Origin of the sequence: Nonomuraea recticatena (genome assembly GCF_039533245.1) — a bacterium.
Classification (GTDB): Bacteria; Actinomycetota; Actinomycetes; order Streptosporangiales; family Streptosporangiaceae; genus Nonomuraea; species Nonomuraea roseola.
In genome coordinates this window covers 27,534-52,819 of record NZ_BAAATE010000039.1, presented here as the reverse complement: position 1 = coordinate 52,819, position 25,286 = coordinate 27,534, and the positions used below count along the sequence as shown (strand labels likewise).

The following is a 25,286-nucleotide window of genomic DNA, read 5'->3' as shown; positions in this document are numbered from 1 at the left end:
GAAAGGCGTGACTCATGAGCCTACGACTGCGAACAGCGCTCGCCGTACTCACTCTGGCCGTGACGGCGGCGGCATGCGGCGGGGGCGGCGGCGGCGGCGGGACCGCGGCGCCCCCGCCCGGCGGGGGCCTGAGCTCCGGCACCCCCGAGCCCAAGGGCGACATCGACGCCTTCACCTGGGTCTCCTACGCCGAACCCCCGACTCTCGACTACGTTTACGCCTTCGACTATCCGCAGAACATGGTGCTGTCCAACGTCTGTGAGAGCCTCATGCGCTGGACACCGGACCTCAAGGAGGAGCCGGGCCTGGCGGAGAAGGCCGTCCAGCGCGATCCCAGGACCCTCGTCTACACGATTCGCAAGGGCGTGCGCTTCCACAGCGGCGCCGAGATGACCGCCGACGACGTGGTGGCCAGCCTGAACCGGCACCTCGACGAGAAGGTCGGCTCCTACTGGGTCTCCAGCTTCCGCAACGTCCAGTCGATCACCAAGACCGGCCCGATGGAGGTGACCGTCAGGTTCAGAAGACCCGACGCGCTGTTCGCCCTGGAGATGGGCGCCTCGCCGGGCACGGTGGTCAGCGCGGCCTCGCTCAAGGCGCGGGGCAAGGCGTTCGGCACCGCCGACGGCGGCCTGGACTGCACGGGACCGTTCAAGCTCGGCGCCTGGACCAAGGGCCAGTCGATCCAGCTGGACCGCTTCGACGGTTACTGGGGTGACAGGGCCAGGTCAGGCAAGGTCACCTTCACCTTCGTGCCGGACACGGCGGCCAGGACCAACGCCCTGGTGACCGGTGAGGCCGACGGCGGCTACATGATCCCGGCCGCCTCCGTCGCCCGGCTGCGCTCCTCGGGCGCGGGCACCGTCTACGCCGGTCCCAACCTGACCACCGCGAACCTGATCGTCTCCGACCTCAACGCAGGCACGCTCGCCGACGTGAGGGTACGGCAGGCGCTCTCCCTTGCCATCGACAGGCAGGGCCTGGTCAAGGCCGCCCTCGGCGAGCACAGCGCACCCACGCTGGTGCCAGGTCCCGTCCAGGCCTGGCGCAACGCGGCGGACGCCAGACCCTCCGCGCCCGCCGTCAGGCGAGACGTCGAGGCGGCCAGGAGGCTCGTCGCCGAGGCAGGGGCGCAGGGCAGGAAGGTCGTGATCGCCACCTCCAACGCGGCGCCCGAGTTCCCGGTGATCTCCAACGCGGTACAGGCGGCGGCCAAGGAGATCGGGCTGGCGGCCGAGGTGCGGACCGTCGCCCCCGACGCCTACACCGCGCTGTTCTCCGACCCCGAGGCGCGCAAGGGCATCGACCTGTTCCCCACGTTCTGGTACCTGTCGGCCACCGACCCGCTGGAGCTCTACGGCCTGTTCCAGACGGGGCAGTTCGAGAACTACGGCGGCTTCTCCGACCCCGCCTACGACAAGCTCGTCGACGCGGCCGAAGGCGAGTTCGACAGGGTCGAACGGGCGCGGCTGACGGCGAAGCTCCAGGAGAGCGTGGCCACGCGGCTGCCCTGGATCCCGCTGGCCGACCTCGACAACGTGATGTTCCTCGGCAAGCGCATCACCGGCGCGCCCACCAGCATCTCCTACCTCTACTACCCGTGGGCCGCCGACATCGGGGCGGCGGGCTGATGGCCGGATTCCTGCTGTGGCGGCTGGCCGGGATGGCCGCGATCCTCGGAGCGTCCTCGATCCTGGTGTTCGGCGCCCTCCAGCTCGCCCCTGGCGACCCTGCCACCTTCCTGCTCAGCGGGCGGTCGGCCACCCCCGAGGCGCTCGCCGCCATCCGCGCGCAGTACCGGCTCGACGACCCGCTGCCCGTGCAGTACCTGCACTGGATCGGCGGCGTGCTCACCGGCGACTTCGGCCGCTCGGTGCAGTTCCGCACCGACGTGGGCGGGCTGATCGCCTCCCGCGCGCCCATCACGCTCACCCTGATCGCCATGGCCTTCGCGCTCACCATGATCCTCGGTGTGGCGCTCGGCGTCTGGAGCGCGACCAGGCCAGGCGCGGTCGACAAGGCGGTGCTGGTGGGCAGTTCGGTCGCGGTCGCCACGCCCTCCTTCGTGCTGGGGTTCGTGCTCATCGCGCTGTTCTCGGTGAAGCTCGGCTGGTTCCCCTCCATCGGCGCGGGGGAGGGACTGGCCGACCGGCTGCACCACCTCGCGCTGCCCGCCGTCGCCCTCGCGCTCACCTTCGCCGGAGTGCTGTCCAGGGTGTCGCGCACGGCGATGATCGACCAGCTGGGTCAGGAGTACGTCACGGTGGCCCGCGGCAGGGGCGTGCCCGAATCGACCATCGTCCGCAGGCACGTGCTGCGCGGCGCCATGACCGTGACGCTCACCTACGGCGGCCTGCTCGTGCCAGGCCTGCTGGTCTCCACCGTGCTGGTGGAGACCGCGTTCGGGGTCAACGGCCTGGGCCAGCTGCTGCAGTACTCGGTGACGGTCAAGGACTTCCCCGTCGTGCAGGCGCTGACCCTGCTGACCGTGGCGGTGTTCGTGCTCGCCAACCTCGTGGTGGACCTGCTCGCGCCGCTGGCCGATCCGCGCGTGCGACTGGGAGCGGTGAGCTGATGGAGACCTTCGCCGTCAGGCCGGGACTGCGCCGTCTCGGCGGCAGGGGCAGAGGCGGCGGCCTGCTCAGGGTCGCGCTCGCCGTGATCGCACTGCTGGTCCTGGCCGCCGCGCTGGCTCCGCTCATCGCCCCGGCCGACCCCGACGCGGTCGACCTGTCGGCCGCGCTGGCCGGACCTGGCGGCGACCACCTGCTGGGCGCCGACGCCTCCGGCCGCGACCTGCTCTCCCGGGTGATCTACGGGGCCAGGACCGGCCTGCTCGGACCGCTGGGCGTGGTGGCCATCTCCACGGTGCTCGGCGTCCTGGTCGGACTGACCGCCGCCTGGCACGGCGGCTGGGTCGACACCGCGCTGTCGCGATCGATGGAGCTGGTCTTCGCCTTCCCCGGCCTGCTGCTGGCGATCCTGGTGGTCGCGATGTACGGCCCAGGCCAGATCGGCCCCATGATCACCCTTGCCGTCGCCTACACGCCGTTCGTGGGCCGCCTGGTCCGCGGGGTGGCCAGAGGCGAGATGGGCCGTCCCTACATCGCCGCCTACCGGGCGCTGGGCTTCGGCGGCCTGGCCATCTGCCTGCGCCACCTGCTGCCGAACATCGCCCCTGTGATCCTGGCCCAGTCCACGATCAACTTCGGCTACGCCCTGCTCGACCTGGCCGGACTCGCCTTCCTCGGCCTGGGCGTGCAGCCGCCTGCCGCCGACTGGGGAGCGATGATCAACGAGGGCCAGTCCGCCGTGCTGCAGGGCGCGCTCGGCCCGATCCTCGTACCCGGCCTGGCCATCGTGCTGAGCGTGATCGCCTTCAACATCGTCGGCGAGAGCCTCGCCGACCGCGTCTCCAGGAGGTGACCGTGCTGGAGATCGACGAGCTCGCCGTACGGCTCCCGCGCACCGCCCGCCCGGCGATCGACCACATCTCACTGACCGTGGCCGCGAACGAGACCGTCGGCCTGGTCGGCGAGTCGGGCTCCGGCAAGTCCCTGACCGCGCGGGCCGTCCTCGGCCTGTTGCCGAAGGACGCGCTGATCTCGGGCGAGATCCGGATGGACGGCGCCGACGTGCTGACCATGTCCCCTGCGGGGCTGCGCCGCCACCGGACCCACTCGGCCGCGATGATCTACCAGGATCCGCGCGCGGCGCTCAGCCCCTTCCGGCGGATCGGCGACTTCCTCGCCGAGATCCTCCGCGAGGAGATCGGCGCCAAGGCGGCCAGGGCCAGAGCCGTCGAGCTGCTGGAACTGGTCGGCCTGTCCGAGCCGGAGCGGCGCGTGCGCCAGTACCCTCACGAGCTGTCCGGCGGCATGCTCCAGCGCGTGGTGATCGCGGCGGCCCTGGCGGGGGAGCCCCGGCTGCTGCTGGCCGACGAGCCGACCACCGCGCTGGACGTGACCACCCAGGCCGAGATCATCGGCCTGCTCCGCGACCTGCGCGCCAGGATGCGGACCGGCATGCTGTTCATCACCCACGACCTGGAACTGGCCTCGACGATCTGCGACCGGGTCTACGTGATGTACGCGGGACGGATGGTGGAGACGGGGCCGACGCGGCGGCTGTTCGCCGAGCCGCGCCATCCCTACACCTCAGGCCTGCTCGCCGCCACCCCGCGCGTCTCCGCGCTGGGCACGCTGCCGCCCGCGATCCCCGGACGCCCGCCGGATCTGCTGTCGGCGCCGCCTGGCTGCCGCTTCGCCCCTCGCTGCCCCCACGTCATGGACTCCTGTACGGCTGCCGCCCCGCCCCTGGTGGACGGGGTCGCCTGTGTGAAGGCGGAACTGTGAACATCGACCTCGAAGTCCGGGGCCTGCGCAAGCGCTACGGCACGTTCACCGCGGTGGACGAGGTCTCCTTCGACCTGGCGGAGGGCGGCTCGCTCGGCCTGGTCGGAGAGTCGGGCTCGGGCAAGACCACCACGGCCAGGCTGCTGCTCGGCCTGGAGCGGGCCGACGCCGGCACGGTGCTCGTGGCGGGCAGGCCGCTGGCGACGCTCGGCCGCAGGGACAGGGCGAGGCTGATCCAGATCGTCTTCCAGGATCCCCTCGGCTCGCTCGACCCGCGCCTTGCCGTACGGGAGTCCCTGACCGAGGTCCTGCGCCTGCACTTTCCGGGCGAGCCGAGTGCGCCGAGGGTCGCCGAGCTGCTCGACAGGGTCGGTCTCGGCCCGCGCGAGGCGGCGGCGCTGCCCAGGGAGCTGTCCGGCGGGCAGCGGCAGCGCGTCGCGATCGCCAGGGCGCTGGCGGTCCGGCCGCGGGTGCTGGTGCTGGACGAGGCGGTGGCGGCGCTGGACGTCTCGGTCCAGGCGCAGATCCTCGGCCTGCTGGCCGAGATCCGCGCGGCTGGCGGCGTCTCCTACCTGTTCATCACGCACGACCTCGCCGTGGTCGGCTGCGTCACCGACCACGTGGCGGTCATGCGGCGCGGCCGGATCGTCGAATCAGGGCCGACGGCTCGGGTGCTGACCGCGCCCGAGCACGAGTACACGCGGCTCCTGCTGGACTCCGTGCCACGGCACGCCTTCTAGGCGGCGGCCGGGATCAGCCCGGGAAGCGGGCCTTCCAGGGGCCCGGCAGGTCGGCCTCACGCCACGTCATGACGTACGACGGCAGCCTGCGGTTCTTGTACACGATCACCACCTGCTCTTTTCGCTCCAACGCCTGCTGGATGCGGAGCGGGGGGCGTGAGGCGAAGCGCTGGATGATGCCATGGGAGTGGCAGCGGAGGTGGTAGCCGATCTGGACGCCCGACTGGCCGTAGATCATGCAGGGTGGGCGCACCCCCATCCGGCGCAGTTCCTGTACGGCCGCGTCGATCGCCTCCCGGTCGCGATGGCTGACGACGGCCATGCGGAAGGCGTACGCGCCCTGGAGCGCCACGTGCGCCACCAGCCCGACGATCACCACCGCCGCGACCGGACGGCGCAGCCGCACCCCCGTCACGACGGCCTCCGCGATCGGCAAGGACAGCAGAGCGTAGGCGGGCATCAGGAACCGGGGCGCGGCGTAGTCCACGTAGAACAGGTACGGCAGCGCCATCGCCAGGCCGGTGACCGCGGCCAGCGCGATCGGGAACAGGTGGCGCCGGCGCCCGGCCGACCACAGGCCCAGCGCGGTCATCACCGGGATCGCGAGCCACCAGGTCAGCGCCACCGGCGACACCGCGCCGCACTCGGCGCCGAACCGGCACAGCGTCGGACCGTCCAGGGCCCTGGCGTGCTCGACGATCGACACGTTCCAGCCGGTGCTGTTGTGCTCGCCCGCGTCCTTGAGCCGGGTGACGAAGCCGCCGAACCGCAACTGCGCCTCGATCGCCCATTGTCCCCAGCCCACGGCCAGGCCCACGGCGATCGCCGACAGCGTGACGATCCGGCGCCCACGCAGGCCGACGAGCGCCGTGACCACCAGCGGCACCGCGGCGACCAGCGCGTCCGAGGGCCGCATCAGCGACATGACGGCCAGCGAGCCTGCCAGCCCCACCGGCGCCAGGCGGGACCGCTCGCCAAGGAGGAGGAAGCCGACGGCCGCGACGGCGGCCAGCGCGGTGTACCCGTTCGGCATGGCCTGGTTGCCGTAGAAGAGCGACAGCCAGCTGCTGCCGTACAGCAGGGCCGCCACAGGCACCAGCCGGCCCGGCCGGATCCGCAGCCAGACGGAGAAGGCGCCGAACAGCGCCAGCGAGGAGACCACCGTCAGGTACAGGCGCAGCACGAGCACCGAGTCGGTCAGCGCCACCACCGGCGCGACCAGCAGCGGCACCCCCTGCGCCCGTGGCGCGCTGAACACCGCGGGCGGGGCGTGGGAGGAGAACTGGCTGGCGTAGACCGCCTCGTCCCAGCCGAGCCCCAGCCGGGGGGAGACGAGGAGCAGCTGCGCCAGGCCGTACAGGCAGCTGACCAACGCGAGCAGGACGATAGGACGCGGCGCGAACCGTTGTGGTCTGCCGAGACCGGACAGAATGCGAGGCCGCGTGACCGTCACGGTGGACTCCAGGGTGCTGCCAGGAGGCGCGCCTCCGATCCGAGCTGAGGCGCAGCTCCTACCCGCCCCGTCCGGCTCGGACACCGCCCCCGCATGCTCCTTGGCGAGGACATTGCCCAAGCGGGACGGTTGGCCCCGGCCATCCCGCCCGGCCTCGCCGACGCCGGTGCTCGCCTCGCGCGAGCGGGACTCCCGGCTCCGGCCGGGCTGAGCACCGTGACTCAGCCCGGCCCAGGGAGGCCGTCAGCCGGCGGCGGTGACGGGGGTGGCGCGGTCGAGGGCGGGCGGGGTGACGGGGCCGTTCCTGAGGAAGTTGCGGAAGGCTTCGTAGTCCCGTTCGCCGCGGACCGCGTCGGTGTGGCCGGCGAAGGCGGTGTAGCCGTCGGCGCCCAGCAGGGTGTAGGCGAGGGCGGCCAGGCGGTAGGTCCTGGCCGGGTCGAGCGGCTGATCGTTGATCAGCACGTGCTCCGGCAGCACCCGGTCGCCCACGGGCCTGGTGGTGTCGTAGCGGAAGCGGACGTTGCCCGAGACCGCCAGCGGCGCGAACCTGACGCTCCCGTTGGCCTGGGTCTGCCACTGCTGTTCGAGGGCCTGCTCGATCTGGCCGCCCTTCACCGAGACGGTCAGCATGGGGTTGGCGTAGCCCCAGGTGGCCCACGCCTCGCCGAAGAGCACCCTCCCGTCGGCGTCGGCCGGGTTGGCGCCCTTGGCGTACAGCAGGTCGCCGCGCAGGGAGTTGGAGCCCTTCACCGGGGCGACCGCCACCATCGCGAGGTCGGCGGCGCCGCCCTGGGTCTTCTGCGAGTCGGCGTAGGCGACGTCGGCGACGAGGTTGCCGAGCGCGCTCTCGCCGTCGGCGTCACGGGTGCGGGTCACGTCGCCGGTGATGGTGCCGACCTGCCTGGCGTAGGTCTCCTTCTCCTTGGCATTCCAGTGGTCGACCAGCTCGACCATCTCGGGGTCGGGCGGGACGTCCCTGGTCACGGCGTGGTTGACCGAGGTGGTCGCCGCTCTGATCACGTCCTTGGTGCGCGGGTCGATCCTCAGGTTGATCTCGCTGATCAGACGCCCGTGGTTGGAGGCCTCGACCACGGGGCGCGGGTTGCCCGCAGGGTCGGGGACCGAGCAGTTGAAGGCCGCGTGCCAGTGGCCGGTGACGATCGCGTCGATGTCGGGGGAGGCGTCCCTGGCGAAGTCCCAGATCGGCCCCGCCTTGGAATCGCCGCACCCGTTGAAGTCGTTGCCCGCGGCCGCGCCCTCGTGGATGTTGACCACGATGGCCCTGACGCCCCTGTGCCTGAGCTCGGCGGCGTACTTGTTGGCCGACTCCACCAGCGGCAGGTTGTCGAGCGTCGGCTGGTAGGAGGTCGAGCCGTCCACGGTGGTGGGCGTGGTCAGGTTGATGAACCCGACGCGCACGTTGCCGAACTTCCTGATGACGTACGGCTTGAACAGCGGCTCGGTGGAGCCCTTGCGGGTGATGTTGGCCGTGGAGATGGTGAACGTCGCGCCCTGGAAGGGGTGGCCGTCGGAGTCGGTGAAGCAGCTGTCCTCGCCGACCACGCCGAAGCACTCGCCCTTGCCCATGTGGTCGCGCAGGAACTCCAGCGACCGGTCGAGCTCGTGGTTGCCCACCGTGGTGAAGCTGGTGCCGACCTTGTTCATGAACTCGATCGTCGGCTCGTCGGCGTGGTGGGCGACCTCCACGGGCCAGCCGCTGAAGTTGTCACCGGTGGAGAAGGTGATGGAGTGGGCCTTGCCGGCCCGCAGGTTCTTCAGGTGCGTGGCCAGGTAGGGCGCGCCGCCGACGACGAGGGTGTTGCCCTGGGCGTCCTTGATGGTGCCGTCGGATCACCGCAGGCGCGCCGAGGCTCCCTGCCTCACACCGTCGGCGCAGGCCCCGCGCCTCGCGTGTCCCCGGCGCCGCGCCTGGTCCGTCGCTGGTAGGACCGGCTGCATACGCCGAGCGCGATTCCCAGCCCGGCGAACGCCAGGCCCGCGACGATCCCCACCCAGGCCGACCAGCCCTCGGCGTCGCCCACCGTGAGACCGAACGGTGCTGCGATCATGGTGACGAGCCCGTACGGCGTCAACGCCAGCGCACCCGCCCAGCCGGGCACCAGCAGGCTCCAGCGCGGCAGCCGGGCTCCCCACGGCATCACCAGCGCGGCCAGGAACAGCATCGCGGCCAGCGCCCCGACGGCGGTGAAGTCGAGACCGTGCCGTTCCATCCACACCAGCACGTCGGGCGCGCCGTTCGCCTCGAGCTGGGCGGCGAGGTCACCGGCGGGCTTGCCCGCGGTTCCGCCGAACGCCCAGTAGGTCTTCATCATGGCGTAAGGGGCCAGGGCGGCGGCGCCGGCCCAGGCGGCGGTCGAAGGCTTCGTCATGTCCACGAGGCTGTCATCCGGCCCCGGCTCGCGACTCCCACCAGAGGTGGAGCCGATCCCCCGCACGGGGGATCGACTCCACGCCCCAAGCGGTCAGGGGAGGTCCCCGGTAGGCCCGCCGGCACGACGATCATCGGCTCCGCCTGCGGAGACCGCCGGCCGGGATGCTCCCGGGCGCCTCTCACCCGCCGGCCAGCTCCGCGATCGCCTTCCGCACGCGGGCCGCGCGCCCGGCCGGGGTCCTGGCCTTCAGCAGCGGCAGGATCAGCAGGTAACGGCCGGTCTTGTCGAGCGCCTCGAAGCGGGCGGCGGCCTCGGGGCGGGCCGCCAGCGCCTCGGACAGGTCGGGCGGCACGGTGGCGTTGCGCTGGGCGGTGTAGGCCGCCGCCCACCGGCCGTCGGCCTGGGCGGCCTCGACCTCGGCCAGGCCGGGCGGCCGCATCCGCCCGGCGGCGGTCAGCGCCTCCACCGTCTGCACGTTCACCCGCGACCACGGGCTGCCCTTGCGGCGGCGGGAGTAGCGCTGCAGGTAGAAGTGCTCGTCCAGGGCCTTGCGCTGGCTGTCGATCCAGCCGTAGCACAGCGCGACCTCCAGCGCCTGGGCGATCGTGACCGAGGTGAAGGCCGACCCCTTCTTGGCGATCTTGAGCCAGGCGCCGCCCTCGTCACCGTGGTGCCCGGCCAGCCACGACTCCCATTCGGCGGCGTCCGCGAAGTGCATCATCGGCCCAGGATCTCCAGGTAGTGCTGGTTGTACATGACGCCGAGCACGTTGCCGAACGGGTCGACGACGGAGGCGGTGACGAAGCCGGGGCCCTGCTCAGTGAGCGGCATGTACGGCGTGGCCCCCAGGGACAGCAGCCGGTCGAGCGCGCCCTGCACGTCGTCGACGTGCCAGTGGATGACCGCGCCTCCGGGGGAGTCCGCGGCCGTGGGCGGGGCGTATCGCCTGTCGATGATGCCGAGTTCGGACTGGTAGTCGCCGATCCTGAACTCGTAGTAGGCGGCCGGCAGCCCGTTACCGGGGCGCTCGAAGTACGGCTCGACGCCCAGCAGCTCCGCGTACCACTTCCTGGCGGCCTCCATGTCGTCGGCCCAGATGTTGACGGTCGCCGGTCCTCGCAACATGTGTTGCTCCTTTCCTCTGTTCAAACCATAGGAGGCGTTGAGGAACGTGCGTTTCCTCAGCGCCTGGCAGACTGAGGAAATGTTGGAAACCTCCGTCCGGCTCCTGCGCCTGCTGTCCCTGCTGCAGTCGCGTCCCGACTGGCCGGGCCGCGAACTGGCCGACCGGCTCGACGTGACCACCAGGACCGTGCGCAACGACATCGAGCGGCTGCGCATCCTCGGCTACACCGTCGAGTCCACCACCGGTACGGCGGGCGGCTACCGGCTGGGCGCGGGCGCGGCCCTGCCCCCGCTGATCCTGGACGACGAGGAGGCGGTGGCCGTGGCCGTCAGCCTGCACGCGGCGGCCAGCGGCACGGTCACCGGCATCGAGGAGACCTCGCTGCGCGCCCTCACCAAGCTCCAGCAGATGCTGCCCTCACGGCTGCGGCGCCGCATCGACGCCCTGGGGGCGGCCACCGTGTCGGTCGCGGGCCGCGGCCCCACCGTCGACGCCGAAACCCTCACCGTCATCGCCGCCGCCATCCGCGATCACGAGCAGCTGCGCTTCGACTACGAGGGGCACGACGGTACGGCGAGCGCGCGCACGGCGGAGCCCCACCGCCTCGTCTACACCGGCCGCCGCTGGTACCTGCTGGCATGGGACACCGGCCGCGCCGACTGGCGGACCTTCCGCGCCGACCGCATCCGCCCCCGCACGCCCAACGGGCCGCGCTTCACGCCCCGCCGTCCACCGAGCGACGCCGCCACCCATGTCGTGCGTGGCGTCGCCTCGACGGCGTGGAGGTACCCGGCCCGCGTCCGCCTGCACGCCCCTCTGTCGCAGCTGTCGGAGCTCCTGCCGCCCACCGCCGGCCTCCTGCACGACGACGGGGTGCTGGAGACGGGCGGCGAATCCCTGCACAACCTGGCCGCCTTCCTCGGCACCCTCGGTGTGCCGTTCACCGTCCTGGACCCGCCGGAGCTGCGCGACCTCCTGCACAGCCTGGCCACCCGTTACGCCAACGCCTGACGCCCGGCCGGTCGCCTGGACTCGCCAAGATTCCCGACGATCCGGGATCTTGGCGAAAAAGGCTCGGCTGCCCCTGGGGGGCAGGGTGACCCGGACGAGGGGAAGGTTCGCGCAGGTCAAGGGCGACGAAGGGAGCGTGGAGGCGGTGCCGCACGCCGCCGGGCAGCCGTCCAGGGGCGGGCAGATGGCGGAAAAACCGCGATTGCTGGCAGTCTGGGCACTGTCGGATCAGCCCCGCCATGGTTTATTTTCTGGACGGACACGGCTTGAGGAAGGACGCTCTGATCCGCGGCGACGCCGCACGCGACGCGCCTGCACGAGCCCAGGGGGAGCCTGCGCAGGTGGCGCGGAAGGGGTGACGCCTCTGACGCGTGACGCACACGACTCGATCATTATGTTGCGGGGGCCGAGGATGCTCGAGGCTCTTGGCTTGGACACACTGGCCGAGAACACCTACCGACTTCTCCTGACGAACAACGATCTCGACATCGAGGGGATCGCCCGAGAGCTGGCCGTCTCTCCTGACGAGATCCGCCTGGCTCTGGACCGGCTGGCCGAGCTCGCCCTGCTGCGCCCCTCATGGGAGTCGCCGGGCACGCTGCGTCCCGTCCAACCCGACGTCGGCCTGCAGTTGCTCCTCGAGCGGCAGCAGGCGGAGCTGCTGCGCCAACAGCACCAGCTGGCGGAGAGCAGGACCGCGATCAGCCAGCTGGTCAGCGAGTACTCGGGGCCGGGCATGAGTGGTCCGAGCTGCGAGCCGCTGCGGGGCATGGACGCCATCCAGGCCAGGATCGAGCAGCTGGCTTCACGTGCCACGGCCGAGGTCGCGACCTTCATGCCGGGCGGCCCGCAGGACGCCGAGCTGATCAAGGCCGCGATGCTCATCGACCAGCAGGTGCTCGAGCGCGGCGTGGCCATCAGGACCATCGCGCTCGACAGCGCGCACCGTCATCCCGGCACCCTGGCCTACCTCCGGTGGCTGACCGAGGCGGGCGCGCAGGTGCGCACCGCGCCGGCGCTCCCGTTGCGCATGCTCATCTACGACCGGCGGGTCGCCCTGCTGCCCATCGACCCGCACCACAGCGCGGCAGGAGCGGTGCAGGTCACCGATCGCGGGACGCTGACGGCCGTGCTCGCGCTGTTCGAGCAGTTCTGGGCGGGCGCCGCCCCGCTGGACGCCGAGCCCGCGGGGCCCGCGGGGGACGACCCCGGCCTCAGCCGCCAGGAGCGCGAGCTGCTCAGGTTACTCATGGCCGGGCTCACCGACGAGGGCGCCGGCCGTCAGCTCGGTCTCTCGCCGCGGACCATCAGGCGGATGATGGCCGACATCATGAAGCGCCTCGACGCCCGCAGCCGCTTCGAGGCCGGTGCACGCGCCGCGGAGAGGAAATGGATCTGAGCCCGCGCCCCGGCGGGCCGTCCGCACCGCCTATCTGAAATCTGTGCGGGGTGGCGGCCTGAACATCATCGCGTCCAGCGCGAGGACGATCAGGTCCGCGCTCTGATGGGCGAGCGTCCAGCCGGCGAACTCGCCCTGGGTGTCGAGGATCCTGCTGATCGTGACGAACGCCGTGTCCTCGGCGTCGGCGAGGCAGCCCGAGACCAGGAAGAGCACGAGCGAGACCCCCTCCTGGTCGCTGCGGAGCCACACGTGCTCGAGACCCGAGCCCCCGGTCCTGGTCGCCTGGCGGAGTGACTCGCGCAGCAGGTCCTGAGCCACAGGGGAGACGCCACACTCGGTGGCCAGCAGGCGGGTGGTGATCACATACATCGCACCGGCTCCTTCGCGGGCGCCGCGCCGATCAGCCCCAGATGTTGCCGTCGGTTATCACCTCGCCGGTGCCGGGGTCGGTGCCAGGGTCGGGCTCGACCGCGTCGGCCAGGCCCGGCCCGCCTCCCGCGACGAGCGTGAACACCGCTGCCAGGACCACTCCGGCGCGAGCCAACGGCTTCATACGCACTCCCTCGTCCGTCGCTCCATGTCGATGGGGCAAGTCTCGCCGCAGCCGCCCGCGCGCCGGAAGCAGGACCTGCGTCCTCTTGCGGCCTGGTCCTCATGCGGCCAGCCCCGCGCCGGAGGCTCCGCGCTCCGCCGCCGTGCCCGCCCGGCCCTCTCGCTGGCCGGATCCCGCCGTGGCCGCATGTTGCCAGCCGCCCGAGGCCCGCGAGCCCTTCCCCGAGGGTCGTCTCCTGATGAGATAGGCCGCATCGGCCCTTCCCCGCGACCCCGCAGCGCGAACACCTCGAGGAGATGATGGCGTGATCAGATCTGTCTCCGCATCCCGATCCCACTCCCGCACCTGCGCGCGACCGGACGACCGTCGCGGGCCTGACCTGAGGAGCGCCGCACCACCGGCGCCCTTCCGCAGCGTGGTCGCCTACGTCATGCCAGGCGCGAGCTCGTTCGGGCTCAGCGTGGTGGCCAACATGTTCGTCGACCGTACGGCCATGGGCCTGCCCGCCTTCGACCTCACCGTCTGCGGCGACGACCTCGGTTGTCTGAGGACCGACATCGGCCTGGTCCTGCAGGTGGAGCACCGCCCTGAGGTGATGAAGGGCGCCGACCTGGTGATCCTGCTGCCCAGCGACAGCAGGCCGCTCAGGCTGCGCCGGCCGGCCAGGGAGGCGATCACGGCCGCCCACCGCCGCGGCGCGATCGTCGCCGCGTACGACACAGGCACGTTCCTCCTGGCCGACACCGGTCTGCTCGCCGGCCGCAGGGCCACCACGGACTGGTCTCTGGCCGGGCAGCTGGCCGAACGGCACCCCGAGATCGACGTGCGGTCGGAGTCGCTGTACGTCGACGAGGGCCGGCTCGTGACGGGCGCGGGCGCCGCCGCGGGCATGGACATGCTCCTCCACCTGCTGCGCCGCGAGCACGGCACCTTCGTCTCCACCACCGTGGCGGGCGAGGCCATGGTGACCTCGCGCAGGGAGAGCGGCCAGGTGTACTACGTGCCCGCACCGGCGGGTCAGGCCACGCAGTGCGACACCGGCGACCACGGCGACGCCCGCCTCGCCGATGTGCTCGCCTGGGCCGCCGCCCGGCTCGAACAGCGGCTGTCGGTGACCGATCTGGCCAGGCACGCGTTGATGAGCCCCCGCACCTTCGCCCGCCACTTCCGGGCCGCGATGGGCACGACCCCGCACGCCTGGCTGCGCGACCAGCGGCTCGACCGGGCCGAGGAGCTGCTGGAGGCCACCGATCTGCCGATCCGGACGGTCGCGCATAAGGTGGGGTTCCGTTCGGACGGCGTCCTGCGCGAACAGTTCATGAAGCGGCACGGTGTCTCTCCTCGCGCCTACCGCCACGCTCACCACCGGCGCAGCCCTTGGCGGACCGGCTCGTGACAGCGGGCCTCAGCCGTTCAACGGTGGCGCCGCCCTTCGGTGAGGCGCCGCAGCAGGTGTTCCACCGGGCCGTAGCGGTGCTCGCGCAGCCACCAGGCACTGAGTGCGAGCAGGACCGCGTACATGGCCACCGCGATCGCGACGACGCCCAGAGGCGGTATCGACCTCGTGGACACGCCGCACCGGGGGCGCGCCCGACCGCGTCGGTTCTCTGGCTGTCATGCGGTCAAGGCTGGCCGGGCCGCGCCCGGAACGGCATCCTCCGAAAAGGCGCGGGGGCATCCTCCTTCCGTACGAGCGTGTCAGCCCCGGCCAGGAGACGATGAGGTGCGGGGAGCGTCTCGGCGGGCGGTCCGCAGGTGAACCGCGGGTGCGCGCGCACCGCCGCGTCCTCGCCCAGCCGCTCGAGTGCGGCGAGCCAGCTCGCCGCGCCCGCCGCGTCCCGCGCGGTGACGACGCACCGCGCGGGGTCCTGTCCCTCCAGCAGGCCGAGTACGGCCCGGCGGACCGGACCCTCGCTGGTCAGGACGCTTCCCGCCAGCACGACCGGCCCCGCGCGATGCACCCGGACGGCCGAGGCCACCAGGCGCTCCGCGGCCTCGCGGACGATCTCGCGGGCGCGCGGGTCGCCCAGCTCGGCGGCCTGCCCGACCAGAGGGGCGCTGGCGGCCAGCGTCATCCTGTCGGCCTGCGCCATCCTGACGATCTGGTCGGCCCGCCGCCGGGGCGGCCCCGCCACGGCGAAGCGTCGCGTGACCAGTTCCACGAGCGGGCCGCCGGGCGAGCCCCTGTCCAGCTCGCGGACGGCGGCCCGCACCCCGGCCCGCCCGATCCAGAAGCCGCCTCCCTCGTCGCCCAGCAACCACCCGAGCCCGTCGGCGACGCCGTCGATCTCACGGGCGGTGAACCTGGCGGCGGCCGCCCCCGTCCCGGCCAGCAACAGCGTGCCCGACGGCGCGTGCGTGCCCGCGGCGTAGGCGACGTCCACGTCGCTGACCAGCCTGGGGGAGTGGGTCAGCCCCTGCTCGGCCCAGACGCGGCGCAGCACGGCGGCGAACCCGTCGTCCGAGCCGGCCACACCGGCCACCGAGGCGGTCACCGAGTCAGGCGGAAGGCCGTGGATCGCCTGGCGCAGAGCCGCCGCGATCGCCTCGCCCGCCGCCGCGGGCCCGTGCGCGCTGGGGTTGCCGCCGCCCGCCGTGCCGTAGCCCACCCTGGCGCCCGAGGCGGTGTGCACCGCGACCCGGGTGGAGGTGCCGCCCGCGTCGACGCCGGCGAAGAGCATCAGGACTCCAGGCGCACCAGGCGTGCGGCGCCGGGAGCGAGCGGGAAGGTGGAGGCGCCCGGCTGGTAGGAGCCGGTGGCCGGGTCGAAGGCGGCGGCCCTGGCGGCCAGCGTGACCTCGGTGCTGGCGTCGTGGCGGGCGTTGCACACGAACAGGTGCCGCGCGCCGTACCTGCCCACCACGACCTCGCCTCCGACGACGACGCCATCCTCCAGGGGGCGCGCTCCGGCGGGCGGCGGGCCCGTGTGGCCCGCCGACGTCCACGGCAGCCGCGCCAGTTCGTCGCCCACCGGCCGCAGCCAGCGGGTGTTGAGGTCGCGCACGACGCCGTAGCGCTCGGTGGGCCGCCCGCCGTCCATCAGGGCGGGCTGGAAGCCCTCTCCGCGTGAAGGGTCGGGGGTCCAGTAGGTGAAGTACTGGACGCCGGTGTAGCCGTAGGCCAGCGCCGTGTTGACCTGCCAGGCGATCTCGGCGGCGGTGGGTGCCCGGTGCCCGTCGTAGGCGAGCGTCTGGACGTACATCCAGGCCGGCACGCCCGCTCTGGCGGCGTGGTCGCGGATCGTGGCCAGGTCGGCGAAGTAGCCGGCGTCCTCGCCTGAGGACAGGAAGGGATAGCGGTCGAAGGAGAGCAGGGCAGGGCGGACGGTCGAGACGAAGTCACCCACGTAGGCGTCGTAGGGGCCGGTGGCATGGCTCGGGAAGAGGTTGACGTAGGCGAGCCGGCCCAGCGAGCGCACCACGGACACCCCCGTCGCCAGGCGCTCGAAGCGGTCGGGCAGCGGCTCGTCCATCAGGCTGATGCCGCGGAAGGAGCGGTGGCCGCGGTAGTCGTCGATCACCCTGCCGATGAGCGCCCTGGTCTGCTCCTCGCCGGGGTCCAGGTCCCGCATGAGCACCTCGACGCGCGGGTCGGAGGCGACCAGCACCTCCAGACCCGCCTCGTCGGCGCAGGACAGCGCGTGCCCGATGATGATCGTGTCGTTGAGGTAGTTGCCGGTGATGACCAGGTCGATGCCCGCGTCGGCGATCTCGCGGTAGCGCGCCACCGTGGTCTCGTGCGGAGGCGGCGGCCAGAAGGCCGCGATCGTCAGCGTCACAGCGCACCGATCCTGATCCGCCCCGCGTACCGCGCCTGCAGCGCCTCGTTGTGCGCGTCGGCGCCGGGGATGTTGGCGGACAGGTAGGTGGGCGGGACCATTCCCGCCGCGCCCAGCAGGCCGATCGCCTCCGCCACCATCAGCTGGACGGCCAGCGCCGAGGTGATCGAGGAGATGCCGCACACCGGACCGTGCTCGGTCTCCAGCACCGCGTCGCCGTACGGGGCGAGGTTGTCGATCACGACGTCGGCCAGCTCGAACAGCCGCTCGCCCGAAGGGTGGCGCGAGGTGATCGCGCTCGTGTGCGCCATGGACGTGATCGCGATGAGCGGCAGCGAGCGCTGCTTGACCAGCTTCGCCATCTCCACGGTCGAGCCGTTGCCGCCGGAGTTGGAGGCGATCATGAAGACGTCGGCGGGTTCGATCGTGTGCAGGGCCAGCACCCGGTGGGCGGTGCTCGGGTCCCGCTCGGCCAAGGGGTCGACGTCACCGGGTTTCGCCGAGCCCAGCACCACGGGGTCGCGCAGGGCGAGCCGGTTGGCGGGAATCAGCCCGCCCGCCCGTCCCGCGAGCTCCAGCGCCGCCGCCTCGGAATGGCCGGTGCCGTAGGCGTGCACCACCCCTCCGGCCAGCACCGCCTCGGCGATCAGCGCCCCCGCCCTCCTGATGGCGGGCAGCTGGCCGGTCACCAGCTCGTCGGTGCGTCTGCGCGCCTCGTCGGCGAAGGCTGTCACAAGGTCCACAGGGTGCTCCTCAACGGTTCATGCCGGCGGTGAGGCCGGCCACGATCTGGCGCGTGGCGAGGACGAACAGCACGACCAGGGGGATCGTCGTCATCACCAGCCCGGCGAAGAGCGTCCCCCAGTCGTTCTGGAACTCGCCGAAGAAGTGGGTGAGCCCGACGGGCAGTGTCAGCTTGCTCTCGTCGCGCATCAGGACCAGCGGGTAGAAGAAGTCATTCCACAGGGGGACGAACTGGAACACGATCACGGTCGCGATCGCCGGCCGTACCAGGGGCAGCATCACGTGCCAGAACGTCGCCAGCGGGCCCGCGCCGTCCAGCGAGGCGGCCTCGTCGAGCTCGTACGGCAGCTGCCGGAAGAACGCGGTGAGCACGAAGACGTTGAACGGGATCGACCCCGCCGCGTAGACGAGGATCAGGCCCAGCAGCGAGTCGACCAGCCCCATGCTCTCCAGCAGGTAGAACAGCGGCAGCACGCCGAGGTGCGCCGGCAGCGTCATGCCGGAGATGAAGTAGGCGGTGAACAGGCCGCGCCCGCCGAAGCGCCTGCGCCCGAGCGGGTAGGCGGCCAGCAGCGACACGACGGCGCCGAGCAGCACCGCCGACACCACGACGATCACCGAGTTGACGACGTAGGTGGAGAAGGAGGCCTCGGTCCAGGCCTTGGCGTAGTTGTCGAACGCCGACCCCGTGGGCAGTCCGATCGGATCGTCGAAGATCTCGCTGGTCGGCCGGAAGGAGCTCAGCACCATCACGACGAGGGGCGCCATGGAGAAGACGGCGTAGCCCCACAGCAGCAGCTTGATCCAGAGGGTTCTCACGTCCGCCTCCTCAGCACGCGCTCGAGCAGGAGGGTCGAGCCGAAGATGAAGGTGAACATGAAGACCGCCAGGGCCGAGGAGGTGCCCAGGGCGTTGACGTCGCCCGAGGCGAACGCCGCTCGATAGAACAGCAGGCCGAGCACGTCGGTGGCGCCCGCGGGGGCGCCGTTCGAGCCGCCGAGGGCGTAGACCAGCGCGAAGGTGTTCATGCTGCCGATGAAGCTCAGGATCGTGATGGTGGCCATCGCGGGGCGCAGCAGCGGCAGCGTGATGCGCCGGAACACCTGCCAGGAGGTCGCCCCGTCGGTTCGGGCCGCCTCGGCGTACTCCTGGGGGATGCCGCCGAGGGCGGCGCTGAACAGCAGCATCGGAAAGCCGACCCACTGCCAGGTGGTGATCACGATCACGGTCGGCAGCGCCGTGGCCGGATCGCCCAGCCACGGCATCGCCAGACCTTCCAGACCCGCCCCGCGCAGCAGCGAGTTGACGGGCCCGAAGGTCGGGCTCAGCAGCAGCGTCCAGAGATAGCCGATGACGAGCGGGTTGACCAGGTACGGCAGGGCGAACATCGTCTGCAGCGCGCGCTTGCCCCGCCGCACCCGCGACAGTGCGAGCGCGAAGGCCAGCCCCAGCGTGTTCTGCACCAGCATGGTCCCCGCGAACAGCAGGAAGTTGTGGCCGAGCGCGGGCAGCAGCTGGTCGCGGAAGGACTCGGTGAGCAGGCCCGCGTAGTTGGCGAAGCCGACGAAGGTGTCGCGCAGCGTGCCCTTCCACGAGAACACGCTGTAGGTCAGGCCGGTGAACAGCGGGTAGACGACGAAGAGGGAGTACAGGACGAAGGCGGGGATCAGGAACAGGTACGACGACCCCCGCCTGGTGGTGCTCAGAGCCATGTGGCCACGCTCTTGTCGAGCTGCTCGGCTGCCTGCTCGGCGGTGATGCGGCCGAGCAGCATCTCCTGCAGCGACTTGGAGAAGACGGCCTGCGAGGACGGGTTGCCGTACGCGAACTCGTTCATGAAGTACGTGGCGCCCTGCTTGTCGAAGGTGGTGGAGACCTCCTTGAGCAGCGGGTCGGTCGGCTTCACGCCCGGCACGGCGGAGAAGACGCTCAGCGTGTCGGTGAAGAGCTGGCCGTAGTCCTTGGAGGCGAGCCAGGCGGCGAACTTCAGCGCCTCGGCCTTGTGCCTGGTCTTGGCGCTGATGCCGTACGAGCCGTCGGTGAAGCCCGGCATCATGCCCTGGCCGCCCTTCGGCGCGGGCGGGGTGAAGACGCCCAGCTCGACGCCCTTGGCGTTCTCGGCGAAGAAGTTCAGCTCCCACAGGCCGCCGGGGAACATGGCCGCCTTGCCCGAGGAGAACAGGATCTGGGCGTCGGTGTAGGAGACGCCCGCCACGTCGTCGGGGAAGTAGGGCTTGAGCTTGTTGAGCTGGTCGATGCCCTCGACGAACGCTGGGTCGGTGAACGTCTTCCTCTTGGCCTTGACGTCGTCGAGGAAGGTGTCGCCGCCCCAGGTGGCGGTGCCGAAGATGCCGGCCACGATGGGCAGCATCCAGTCGTCCTTGCCGCCGAAGGCGAACGGGACGATCTTGTTGGCCTTCAGCTTCTCGGCCGCCGCGATCATGTCGTCCCAGGTCCGGGGCGGAGTGATGCCGTGGTCGGCGAAGATCTTCTTGTTGTAGATCACCTGCAGGGTCTGCACGGCGAACGGGACGCCGTAGACCTTGCCGTCCTTGTCGCCCTTGGCCGAGCGCAGCACGCCCTCGTCGTAGTCCTTGAGCCCGGGCACGTCGGAGGTCTCCAGCGGCAGCAGCCTGCCCGCCTCGACGAGCGGTTGCAGGTTCGCGCCCGCGCGCAGCCAGGCCAGGTCGGGGCCGCTGTCGCCGGCCAGGCCTGTGGACAGGATCGTGTCGTACTCGGTGGCGGTGGTGAAGGAGCGGGCGTCGACGTCGACACCGGGGTGGAGCTTCTCGTAGGCGGCGAACATCTTGTCGTAGTTCTCCTCGGGCCCCCATCCCCAGACGGACAGCGTGACCTTGTCCTGGGACTGGGCGGGGGTCGAGGGCGAGCTGGGCGCGCAGGCGGCGACCGACAGCACGATGGCGGCCGCTACGGGGGCCAGACGCATGGGGGGACTCCTGGATCAGCGTTGGGGCAGGCGGTGTTTGGCCACCGCCTCCGTGGCGGTGGTCAGCAACTGGTTACTGGTCTCGTGGGTGCGCTGGACGACGCCGATGTACAGGCAGTCCAGGACGAGCATCTGGGTGTGGCGGGCGGCCACCCCACCGGCGCGGAAGGGGGTGTCCTGCGCCGCGGTGGTCAGCACGATGTCGGCGACCTCCGCCAGGGGGCTGCGGGGGAAGTTCGTCACCGCGATGGTGGTGGCGCCGCGCTCCTTGGCGATGGCCAGTGGCTCGACGACCTCGGCGGTGGTGCCGGAGTGGGAGATGCCGAGCGCCACGTCACGGTGGTCGCGGGCGTTCGCGCTGCAGACGGCGCTGTGGACGTCGGGCCACAGCGCGCAAGGGCGGCCGACGGCGTGCAGTCTGAGGTGCAGGTCCATGGCCACCCCCGCGCTGCCCGAGACGGCGAAGAAGTCGATGAACCTGGCCCGCACCAGGGCGGAGACGGCCCGGTCCACCGCCGCCACGTCGAGCTGCGCCGCGGTCTCCTCCATGGCGCGCACGTCGCTGGCCAGCAGGCTGCGCAGCACCATGCTCGCCGGGTCGTCGGGGGAGAAGGCGATGAGCGCGCTGTCGCGCGGGTTGGCGGTGGTGCGGCCCTGTTCGGCCGCGAGCGCGAGCCTGAGCTCGGGGTAGCCGGTCAGGCCCAGCTCGCGGCAGAAGCGGGTGATCGTGGTCAGCGAGGTGGAGCAGCGCTCGGCCAGCTCCGTGATGGTGGAGGCGGCGACGGCGGCGGGCTCGGCGAGGATCGTCTCGGCGATGCGCCTGTGCGCGGCGGTCAGCGTGGGCTCGACCCCGCGGATGCGGGTCAGGATGGGTGAATAGTTCTCTGCCGGCTCGGCCATGGGAGGAATTTCCTCCATTTCACAGCTCTATGTCAATAGTTCACCTGACTGACCTGGCACTCACTCCTCCGTGATGTGAATAATTCCCTCAAGCGATCACATCGGTGAGAGTCTTTACTTCCACGAGTGCGCGTGTCTACGCTCGCCCCCGACAGAAACCCCCCGAAGGGACGCACATGCGCAACCTGCTCGCCGCGCTGCTGCTGGGCGGAACAGCCCTGCTGCCCGTCAAGGCCGACACGGTCGACATCCAGTTACTCGGAATCAACGACTTCCACTCCGCCCTGCCGACGAGCTTCGCCATGACCCCCGGCGGTCCTGTCGAGGCAGGCGGCGCCGAGTACCTCGCCGCCCACTTCGACAGGCTCCAGCGGGAGAACCCCGAGGGCACCCTGCGGCTCGCCGCCGGCGACAACATCTCCTCCAGCACGATGAACGCCACCCTGCAGCACGACGAGCCCGGCATCGAGGCCCTGAACCTCATGCGCCTGGACGCCTCCAGCGTCGGCAACCACGAGTTCGACGAGGGCGTGGCCGAGCTGCGCCGGATGGAGAACGGCGGCTGCCACCCCATCGACGGCTGCGCCCGGCCCAACTTCAAGGGCGCGTCCTTCCCCTACCTGGGCGCCAACATCGTCGACACCACGACAGGCAAGCCCGCCTTCGCTCCCTACATCGTCAAGGAGCTGAAGGGGATCAAGATCGGGGTCATCGGCGTCTCGTACAAGAACACGTTGAAGGAGGCGCCAGGGCCCACCACCCCCCTGGAAGCCCGTGACGAGGCCCAGGCCGTCAACGCCTATGCCGCCGAGTTGAAGGCCAAGGGCGTGCGCACCATCGTGGTCCTGATCCACCAGGGCGGCGGGCAGACCGGCGGCGGACTGCCCAACCAGTGCAACAACCTGGCCGGGCCGATCAAGGACATCGTCGCGAAGTTCGACCCCGAGGTCGACGCTGTGATCTCCGGACACACCCACAACCCCTACATCTGCGAGATCAACGGCATCCCCGTCACCCAGACCTCAGGCCACACCCGCGAGCTCACCCGGATCAAGCTCACGATCGACCGCGCCACCGGCAACCCGACCGCGCACCAGGCGGAGAACATCACCGTCACGCACGACATCGAGCCGAACGGTGCGATCGCCGCGCTGCGCCGCGAGTCCGATCAGTACGCCCAGCGCCTGCTCGACCGGCCTGTCGGCCTGATCCATCGCGACCTGACGACAATTAGGAACGCCGCGGGCGAATCCACCATCGCCCATGCCCTGGCCGACGGGCGTCTGGCCGCGACCTCCTCGCCTGAGACCGGCGGCGCCCAGATCGCGATCCAGCCCCCGTACGGCGGCGGCATCGGCGGCGACCTCCTGGTCCACCCGACGGGCAACGAGATGTCCAACCTGGTCACGCACGGCAAGGCGCTGCGCGTGGTGCCGTTCAGCAACATGCTGGTGACGATGACCCTGACGGGAGCACAGGTGGAGCGGCTCCTGGAGCAGCAGTGGTGCGGCCAGAGCACCGCCAGGGTCCTCGGCGTCTCGAAGGGCTTCACCTTCACCTACGACAACGCCAAGCCGGCCTGCGACAAGATCGACCCGGCGACCATCAAGCTCAACGGCGCCGTCGTCGACCCGGCGGGGAGATACCGGGTGACGGCCAACTCCTTCATCGCCACAGGGGGAGACGGCTTCAGCGTGCTGACCGAGGGCACCGAGCGGGTGGAGAAGGTCCGCGACATCGAGGCCTTCGAGTCTCACATCCGCGCCAACACCCCTCTCCAGCCGCCGGCGCTGGGCCGCATCACCCGCCTGAACTAGCGCGCCATCACCCGTCTGCCTCGCGCGTGTCAGCGGGCGCCCGCCTCCGGTCAGCCGTCGGCCGGCTGCAGGTGCCTGGTGTCCACCCGATGGCCCGCCTCTTCCAGGACGGTGACCGCCATCCTGGCCCTCTGCTCGGGCACGAGGACCAGGTCGGCGTGGTAGGTCGAGGCGACGAAGACCGGGATCGCCGCCTCGGCCAGCGGGCTCACGATCGCGGCGAGCATGCCGGGAACGTCGAGGTCGTGGGCCGTGGCGCCGCCGTACAGGCCGATCCAGCGCTCGCCCGAACCGCTCGGCCAGGTCTCGCGCACGACGGTGAGCCCCTCGGGGGCGCGCACCAGCGCGATCCACTCGTCGTCCTCGGGGAAGGTCGCGTGCGGCAGGTGGTCCACGGCGAACACCGACGGCACGACCTGAAGGCGCTGGGCGATAGGCGAACTCATGGAACGTGTGTACCAGACGCGCGGGAGGCGATGGCGGCGTCACTCCGGCATGAGGACCTTGTCGATGACGTAGACGGTGGCGTTGGCGGTGGGGACGTCGCCGCAGACGACCTTGGCCTCGTTGACCGTGTAGTCCTGGCCCGAGCCCTTGGCGGTCAGCTTGCCGCCCTGCAGCGTGGTCAGCTGGGCGTCGGTCAGGTCGGAGGGGGCCTTCTTGCCGTCCACCACGTGGTAGGTCAGGATCTTGGTGAGCGCGGCCTTGTCGGCCAGCACCCCGTCCAGGTCCTGCTTCGGGATCGCGGCGAAGGCGTCGTTGGTCGGCGCGAAGACCGTGATGGCCTTGGCGGAGTTGAGCGTTTCGACGAGCCCGGCCTTCTTCACCGCGGTGACCAGCGTCGACAGCTCCGGGTTGGTGGAGGCCGCGGTGGCCACCGGCTGGTCGGCGATCGCGGTGAGGCTGCCTTCACCCGAGGCGGGGACCGACGAGCACGCCGGCCCGAACGGCTCGGCGGCCGCCTGCGGGGAGGCGGACGCGGAGGTGGCGCCGGCCACCGAGGTGGCGAGCGTCAGTGCTGCGGCGATGAGGATGCCCTTCATGGTGTTCTCCCATTGATCGTGAGGAAATGTCTCCTCAGCCCGGTTATTCGCGCTCCATCGGGCCGCCGGCCGCCTGATCTGCCCCAAACTTTCGCAAAGGCAGGCATGTCCATCGCGTCAGGGCCAAGCCCGCGGCACCCGATGTGGCCCTGCAGCGTCCTTGTCGCGGTCCTCGTCGCGGTCCTCGTCGCTCCGGGCGGGCTCGTGCAGGAACCGGTCACGGCCACAGCCATGACGTGGCCTTCACGACGAGCGCGGCGGTCGTCGCCGAGCTCGCCGCCTACCTCGGGGCGGTTCCCTGCCGGCGCGGACATCACTGTGGCGGGCTTTTCGCTCGGCGCACAGCTTGCGCTCGAACTGGCCGCGTTCCACCCCGAGGTGGTCACGCGCGTGGTCATCACCAGCGCCCTGACTCAGGGCATACCGTTGCCGGGCCTGAGCCACTGGCTCGTCAGGCTCACCGCGCCGCTCGCCCGGCAGACCTGGTTCGCCAAGCTTCAGGCGAAGTCGCTGTACATCCCGGACGACCTCCTCGACGACTACATCCGCACCTCGACGACCCTGCCAGGGGAGAGCCTCATCGCGCTGACCCGGGCCAACGCCGACGGGCGCAAGGGACATCGGCGCTGGGGGGTGACGACGCTGCTGCTCACCACGCGCGGCCGGGTGTCGGGGCTGCCCAGGAGGACCGCGCTGATCTACGGCACGGACGGCGAGCGGCTGATCGTCGTGGGGTCGAACGGGGGCGGCGAGGAGCATCCCGCCTGGTACCTCAACCTGCTCGCCGATCCCGCCGTGGAGGTGCAGGTGGCGGCCGACCGGTTCGCGGCCAGGGCGGTGGAGGCCGAGGGGGAGGAGCGCGAACGCCTGTGGGGCCTCATGGCGGGGCTCTGGAAGGACTACGAGCGGTACCGGACGAAGACCAGCAGGCGGATCCCGGTGGTCATCCTGGAGCGCGTGCCGGCCGGGGGGTGACACCTCCCACGCGGTCGGCCCGTCTCCATGCCGGACGGCTGACGGCGGG

The 25,286-nt window shown here is 71.4% G+C and carries 27 protein-coding genes; 10 read left to right on the top strand and 17 right to left on the bottom strand.

The genetic code is table 11. The features are described from left to right. Positions 1-14 precede the first annotated feature (14 nt). Genes ABFX50_RS43385 through ABFX50_RS43365 form a run of 5 tightly spaced genes read left to right on the top strand, consistent with a single transcriptional unit; the run spans position 15 to position 5,095 of the window. The gene (locus ABFX50_RS43385) at positions 15-1,631 is read left to right on the top strand and encodes an ABC transporter substrate-binding protein (protein WP_346155112.1); all 1,617 of its coding nucleotides are present in this window, start codon (positions 15-17) and stop codon (positions 1,629-1,631) included. Further along, a complete protein-coding gene (locus tag ABFX50_RS43380; protein ID WP_346155111.1) occupies positions 1,631-2,575 on the top strand; it encodes an ABC transporter permease in 945 nt (314 codons plus the stop codon). The genes ABFX50_RS43385 and ABFX50_RS43380 overlap by 1 nt, the downstream gene beginning before the upstream one ends. After that, a complete protein-coding gene (locus ABFX50_RS43375) occupies positions 2,575-3,426 on the top strand; it encodes an ABC transporter permease (RefSeq protein ID WP_346155110.1) in 852 nt (283 codons plus the stop codon). The genes ABFX50_RS43380 and ABFX50_RS43375 overlap by 1 nt, the downstream gene beginning before the upstream one ends. Positions 3,427-3,428: 2 nt before the next feature. Beyond that, on the top strand, positions 3,429-4,355 hold the full coding sequence (locus ABFX50_RS43370) for an ABC transporter ATP-binding protein (protein WP_346155109.1): 927 nt from the start codon (positions 3,429-3,431) through the stop codon (positions 4,353-4,355). Then, positions 4,352-5,095, top strand: a complete 744-nt coding sequence (locus ABFX50_RS43365) for an ABC transporter ATP-binding protein (protein WP_346155108.1) — start codon at positions 4,352-4,354, stop codon at positions 5,093-5,095. Before ABFX50_RS43370 ends, ABFX50_RS43365 begins: the two co-directional genes overlap by 4 nt. A gap of 13 nt (positions 5,096-5,108) precedes the next feature. On the opposite strand, the gene ABFX50_RS43360 is transcribed toward ABFX50_RS43365, so the two are convergent. The 5 genes from ABFX50_RS43360 to ABFX50_RS43340 form a co-directional block, all read right to left on the bottom strand. Next, on the bottom strand, positions 5,109-6,548 hold the full coding sequence (locus ABFX50_RS43360) for a hypothetical protein (protein ID WP_346155107.1): 1,440 nt from the start codon (positions 6,546-6,548) through the stop codon (positions 5,109-5,111). Positions 6,549-6,791: 243 nt separating this feature from the next. After that, on the bottom strand, positions 6,792-8,294 hold the full coding sequence (locus ABFX50_RS43355; protein ID WP_346155141.1) for a bifunctional metallophosphatase/5'-nucleotidase: 1,503 nt from the start codon (positions 8,292-8,294) through the stop codon (positions 6,792-6,794). 134 nt (positions 8,295-8,428) lie between these two features. Beyond that, entirely contained in the window at positions 8,429-8,938 is a 510-nt protein-coding gene (locus tag ABFX50_RS43350; RefSeq protein ID WP_346155106.1) for a hypothetical protein, read from the bottom strand. Positions 8,939-9,119: 181 nt separating this feature from the next. Next, positions 9,120-9,662, bottom strand: a complete 543-nt coding sequence (locus ABFX50_RS43345) for a YdeI/OmpD-associated family protein (protein WP_346155105.1) — start codon at positions 9,660-9,662, stop codon at positions 9,120-9,122. Then, on the bottom strand, positions 9,659-10,066 hold the full coding sequence (locus ABFX50_RS43340; RefSeq protein WP_346155104.1) for a VOC family protein: 408 nt from the start codon (positions 10,064-10,066) through the stop codon (positions 9,659-9,661). Before ABFX50_RS43340 ends, ABFX50_RS43345 begins: the two co-directional genes overlap by 4 nt. 79 nt (positions 10,067-10,145) lie before the next feature. Between ABFX50_RS43340 and ABFX50_RS43335 the strand changes: the two genes are divergently transcribed. Together ABFX50_RS43335 and ABFX50_RS43330 are read left to right on the top strand one after the other, a co-directional pair. Next, a complete protein-coding gene (locus tag ABFX50_RS43335; protein WP_346155103.1) occupies positions 10,146-11,078 on the top strand; it encodes a helix-turn-helix transcriptional regulator in 933 nt (310 codons plus the stop codon). A gap of 430 nt (positions 11,079-11,508) precedes the next feature. Continuing rightward, positions 11,509-12,477 carry a LuxR C-terminal-related transcriptional regulator gene (locus tag ABFX50_RS43330; RefSeq protein WP_346155102.1) on the top strand — a complete coding sequence of 323 codons (969 nt, stop codon included), beginning with the start codon at positions 11,509-11,511 and terminating at the stop codon, positions 12,475-12,477. A 30-nt stretch (positions 12,478-12,507) separates the two neighbouring features. Here the strand turns inward: ABFX50_RS43330 and ABFX50_RS43325 are convergent, their stop codons facing one another. Then, complete coding sequence (locus tag ABFX50_RS43325) at positions 12,508-12,849, bottom strand: hypothetical protein (RefSeq protein ID WP_346155101.1); 342 nt, start codon at positions 12,847-12,849, stop codon at positions 12,508-12,510. Between the two features lie 31 nt (positions 12,850-12,880). Then, positions 12,881-13,033 carry a hypothetical protein gene (locus tag ABFX50_RS43320; protein WP_346155100.1) on the bottom strand — a complete coding sequence of 51 codons (153 nt, stop codon included), beginning with the start codon at positions 13,031-13,033 and terminating at the stop codon, positions 12,881-12,883. Positions 13,034-13,337: 304 nt separating this feature from the next. Here ABFX50_RS43320 and ABFX50_RS43315 point away from each other — a divergent pair, with 304 nt between their 5' ends. Continuing rightward, positions 13,338-14,429 carry a GlxA family transcriptional regulator gene (locus ABFX50_RS43315; RefSeq protein ID WP_346155099.1) on the top strand — a complete coding sequence of 364 codons (1,092 nt, stop codon included), beginning with the start codon at positions 13,338-13,340 and terminating at the stop codon, positions 14,427-14,429. Positions 14,430-14,446: 17 nt separating this feature from the next. Here the strand turns inward: ABFX50_RS43315 and ABFX50_RS43310 are convergent, their stop codons facing one another. The 8 genes from ABFX50_RS43310 to ABFX50_RS43275 are packed head-to-tail and all read right to left on the bottom strand — an operon-like array spanning position 14,447 to position 21,402. Continuing rightward, positions 14,447-14,605: a DUF418 domain-containing protein gene (locus ABFX50_RS43310; RefSeq protein WP_346155098.1), complete on the bottom strand. Its 159-nt coding sequence runs from the start codon at positions 14,603-14,605 to the stop codon at positions 14,447-14,449. 50 nt (positions 14,606-14,655) lie between these two features. Beyond that, positions 14,656-15,714, bottom strand: a complete 1,059-nt coding sequence (locus ABFX50_RS43305) for an N-acetylglucosamine kinase (protein WP_346155097.1) — start codon at positions 15,712-15,714, stop codon at positions 14,656-14,658. Continuing rightward, positions 15,714-16,811: a hypothetical protein gene (locus ABFX50_RS43300; protein WP_346155096.1), complete on the bottom strand. Its 1,098-nt coding sequence runs from the start codon at positions 16,809-16,811 to the stop codon at positions 15,714-15,716. Before ABFX50_RS43300 ends, ABFX50_RS43305 begins: the two co-directional genes overlap by 1 nt. Further along, positions 16,808-17,554, bottom strand: coding sequence for a sugar isomerase domain-containing protein (locus ABFX50_RS43295; protein ID WP_346155095.1), 747 nt, complete (start codon positions 17,552-17,554; stop codon positions 16,808-16,810). The genes ABFX50_RS43300 and ABFX50_RS43295 overlap by 4 nt, the downstream gene beginning before the upstream one ends. Positions 17,555-17,564: 10 nt before the next feature. Next, positions 17,565-18,374 (bottom strand): carbohydrate ABC transporter permease, encoded by an 810-nt coding sequence (locus ABFX50_RS43290; protein ID WP_346155094.1) that lies wholly within the window; start codon positions 18,372-18,374, stop codon positions 17,565-17,567. Then, entirely contained in the window at positions 18,371-19,267 is an 897-nt protein-coding gene (locus ABFX50_RS43285) for a carbohydrate ABC transporter permease (RefSeq protein ID WP_346155093.1), read from the bottom strand. Before ABFX50_RS43285 ends, ABFX50_RS43290 begins: the two co-directional genes overlap by 4 nt. Continuing rightward, positions 19,258-20,502, bottom strand: a complete 1,245-nt coding sequence (locus ABFX50_RS43280) for an ABC transporter substrate-binding protein (protein WP_346155092.1) — start codon at positions 20,500-20,502, stop codon at positions 19,258-19,260. Before ABFX50_RS43280 ends, ABFX50_RS43285 begins: the two co-directional genes overlap by 10 nt. A gap of 15 nt (positions 20,503-20,517) precedes the next feature. Further along, positions 20,518-21,402, bottom strand: coding sequence for a MurR/RpiR family transcriptional regulator (locus ABFX50_RS43275; protein WP_346155091.1), 885 nt, complete (start codon positions 21,400-21,402; stop codon positions 20,518-20,520). Positions 21,403-21,578: 176 nt separating this feature from the next. Here ABFX50_RS43275 and ABFX50_RS43270 point away from each other — a divergent pair, with 176 nt between their 5' ends. Next, positions 21,579-23,219, top strand: a complete 1,641-nt coding sequence (locus ABFX50_RS43270) for a bifunctional metallophosphatase/5'-nucleotidase (RefSeq protein WP_346155090.1) — start codon at positions 21,579-21,581, stop codon at positions 23,217-23,219. 50 nt (positions 23,220-23,269) lie between these two features. Here ABFX50_RS43270 and ABFX50_RS43265 read toward each other — a convergent pair whose 3' ends face one another. Together ABFX50_RS43265 and ABFX50_RS43260 are read right to left on the bottom strand one after the other, a co-directional pair. Continuing rightward, a complete protein-coding gene (locus ABFX50_RS43265; protein ID WP_346155089.1) occupies positions 23,270-23,665 on the bottom strand; it encodes an ACT domain-containing protein in 396 nt (131 codons plus the stop codon). A 39-nt stretch (positions 23,666-23,704) separates the two neighbouring features. After that, entirely contained in the window at positions 23,705-24,262 is a 558-nt protein-coding gene (locus ABFX50_RS43260; RefSeq protein ID WP_346155088.1) for a fasciclin domain-containing protein, read from the bottom strand. A gap of 318 nt (positions 24,263-24,580) precedes the next feature. On the opposite strand from ABFX50_RS43260, the gene ABFX50_RS43255 reads away from it, so the two are divergent. Next, positions 24,581-25,237, top strand: a complete 657-nt coding sequence (locus ABFX50_RS43255; RefSeq protein ID WP_346155087.1) for a nitroreductase/quinone reductase family protein — start codon at positions 24,581-24,583, stop codon at positions 25,235-25,237. The last annotated feature ends 49 nt before the right edge of the window (positions 25,238-25,286 follow it).

Bases quoted from the DNA above. Each gene is read 5' to 3' on its own strand.
- ABFX50_RS43320 (WP_346155100.1), bottom strand. From the start codon at position 13,033: ATGAAGCCGTTGGCTCGCGCCGGAGTGGTCCTGGCAGCGGTGTTCACG.
- ABFX50_RS43345 (WP_346155105.1), bottom strand. From the start codon at position 9,662: ATGATGCACTTCGCGGACGCCGCCGAATGGGAGTCGTGGCTGGCCGGG.
- ABFX50_RS43375 (WP_346155110.1), top strand. From the start codon at position 2,575: ATGGAGACCTTCGCCGTCAGGCCGGGACTGCGCCGTCTCGGCGGCAGG.
- ABFX50_RS43335 (WP_346155103.1), top strand. From the start codon at position 10,146: ATGTTGGAAACCTCCGTCCGGCTCCTGCGCCTGCTGTCCCTGCTGCAG.
- ABFX50_RS43340 (WP_346155104.1), bottom strand. From the start codon at position 10,066: ATGTTGCGAGGACCGGCGACCGTCAACATCTGGGCCGACGACATGGAG.
- ABFX50_RS43285 (WP_346155093.1), bottom strand. From the start codon at position 19,267: ATGGCTCTGAGCACCACCAGGCGGGGGTCGTCGTACCTGTTCCTGATC.
- ABFX50_RS43380 (WP_346155111.1), top strand. From the start codon at position 1,631: ATGGCCGGATTCCTGCTGTGGCGGCTGGCCGGGATGGCCGCGATCCTC.
- ABFX50_RS43305 (WP_346155097.1), bottom strand. From the start codon at position 15,714: ATGCTCTTCGCCGGCGTCGACGCGGGCGGCACCTCCACCCGGGTCGCG.
- ABFX50_RS43385 (WP_346155112.1), top strand. From the start codon at position 15: ATGAGCCTACGACTGCGAACAGCGCTCGCCGTACTCACTCTGGCCGTG.
- ABFX50_RS43275 (WP_346155091.1), bottom strand. From the start codon at position 21,402: ATGGCCGAGCCGGCAGAGAACTATTCACCCATCCTGACCCGCATCCGC.
- ABFX50_RS43350 (WP_346155106.1), bottom strand. From the start codon at position 8,938: ATGACGAAGCCTTCGACCGCCGCCTGGGCCGGCGCCGCCGCCCTGGCC.
- ABFX50_RS43325 (WP_346155101.1), bottom strand. From the start codon at position 12,849: ATGTATGTGATCACCACCCGCCTGCTGGCCACCGAGTGTGGCGTCTCC.
- ABFX50_RS43260 (WP_346155088.1), bottom strand. From the start codon at position 24,262: ATGAAGGGCATCCTCATCGCCGCAGCACTGACGCTCGCCACCTCGGTG.
- ABFX50_RS43265 (WP_346155089.1), bottom strand. From the start codon at position 23,665: ATGAGTTCGCCTATCGCCCAGCGCCTTCAGGTCGTGCCGTCGGTGTTC.
- ABFX50_RS43280 (WP_346155092.1), bottom strand. From the start codon at position 20,502: ATGCGTCTGGCCCCCGTAGCGGCCGCCATCGTGCTGTCGGTCGCCGCC.
- ABFX50_RS43270 (WP_346155090.1), top strand. From the start codon at position 21,579: ATGCGCAACCTGCTCGCCGCGCTGCTGCTGGGCGGAACAGCCCTGCTG.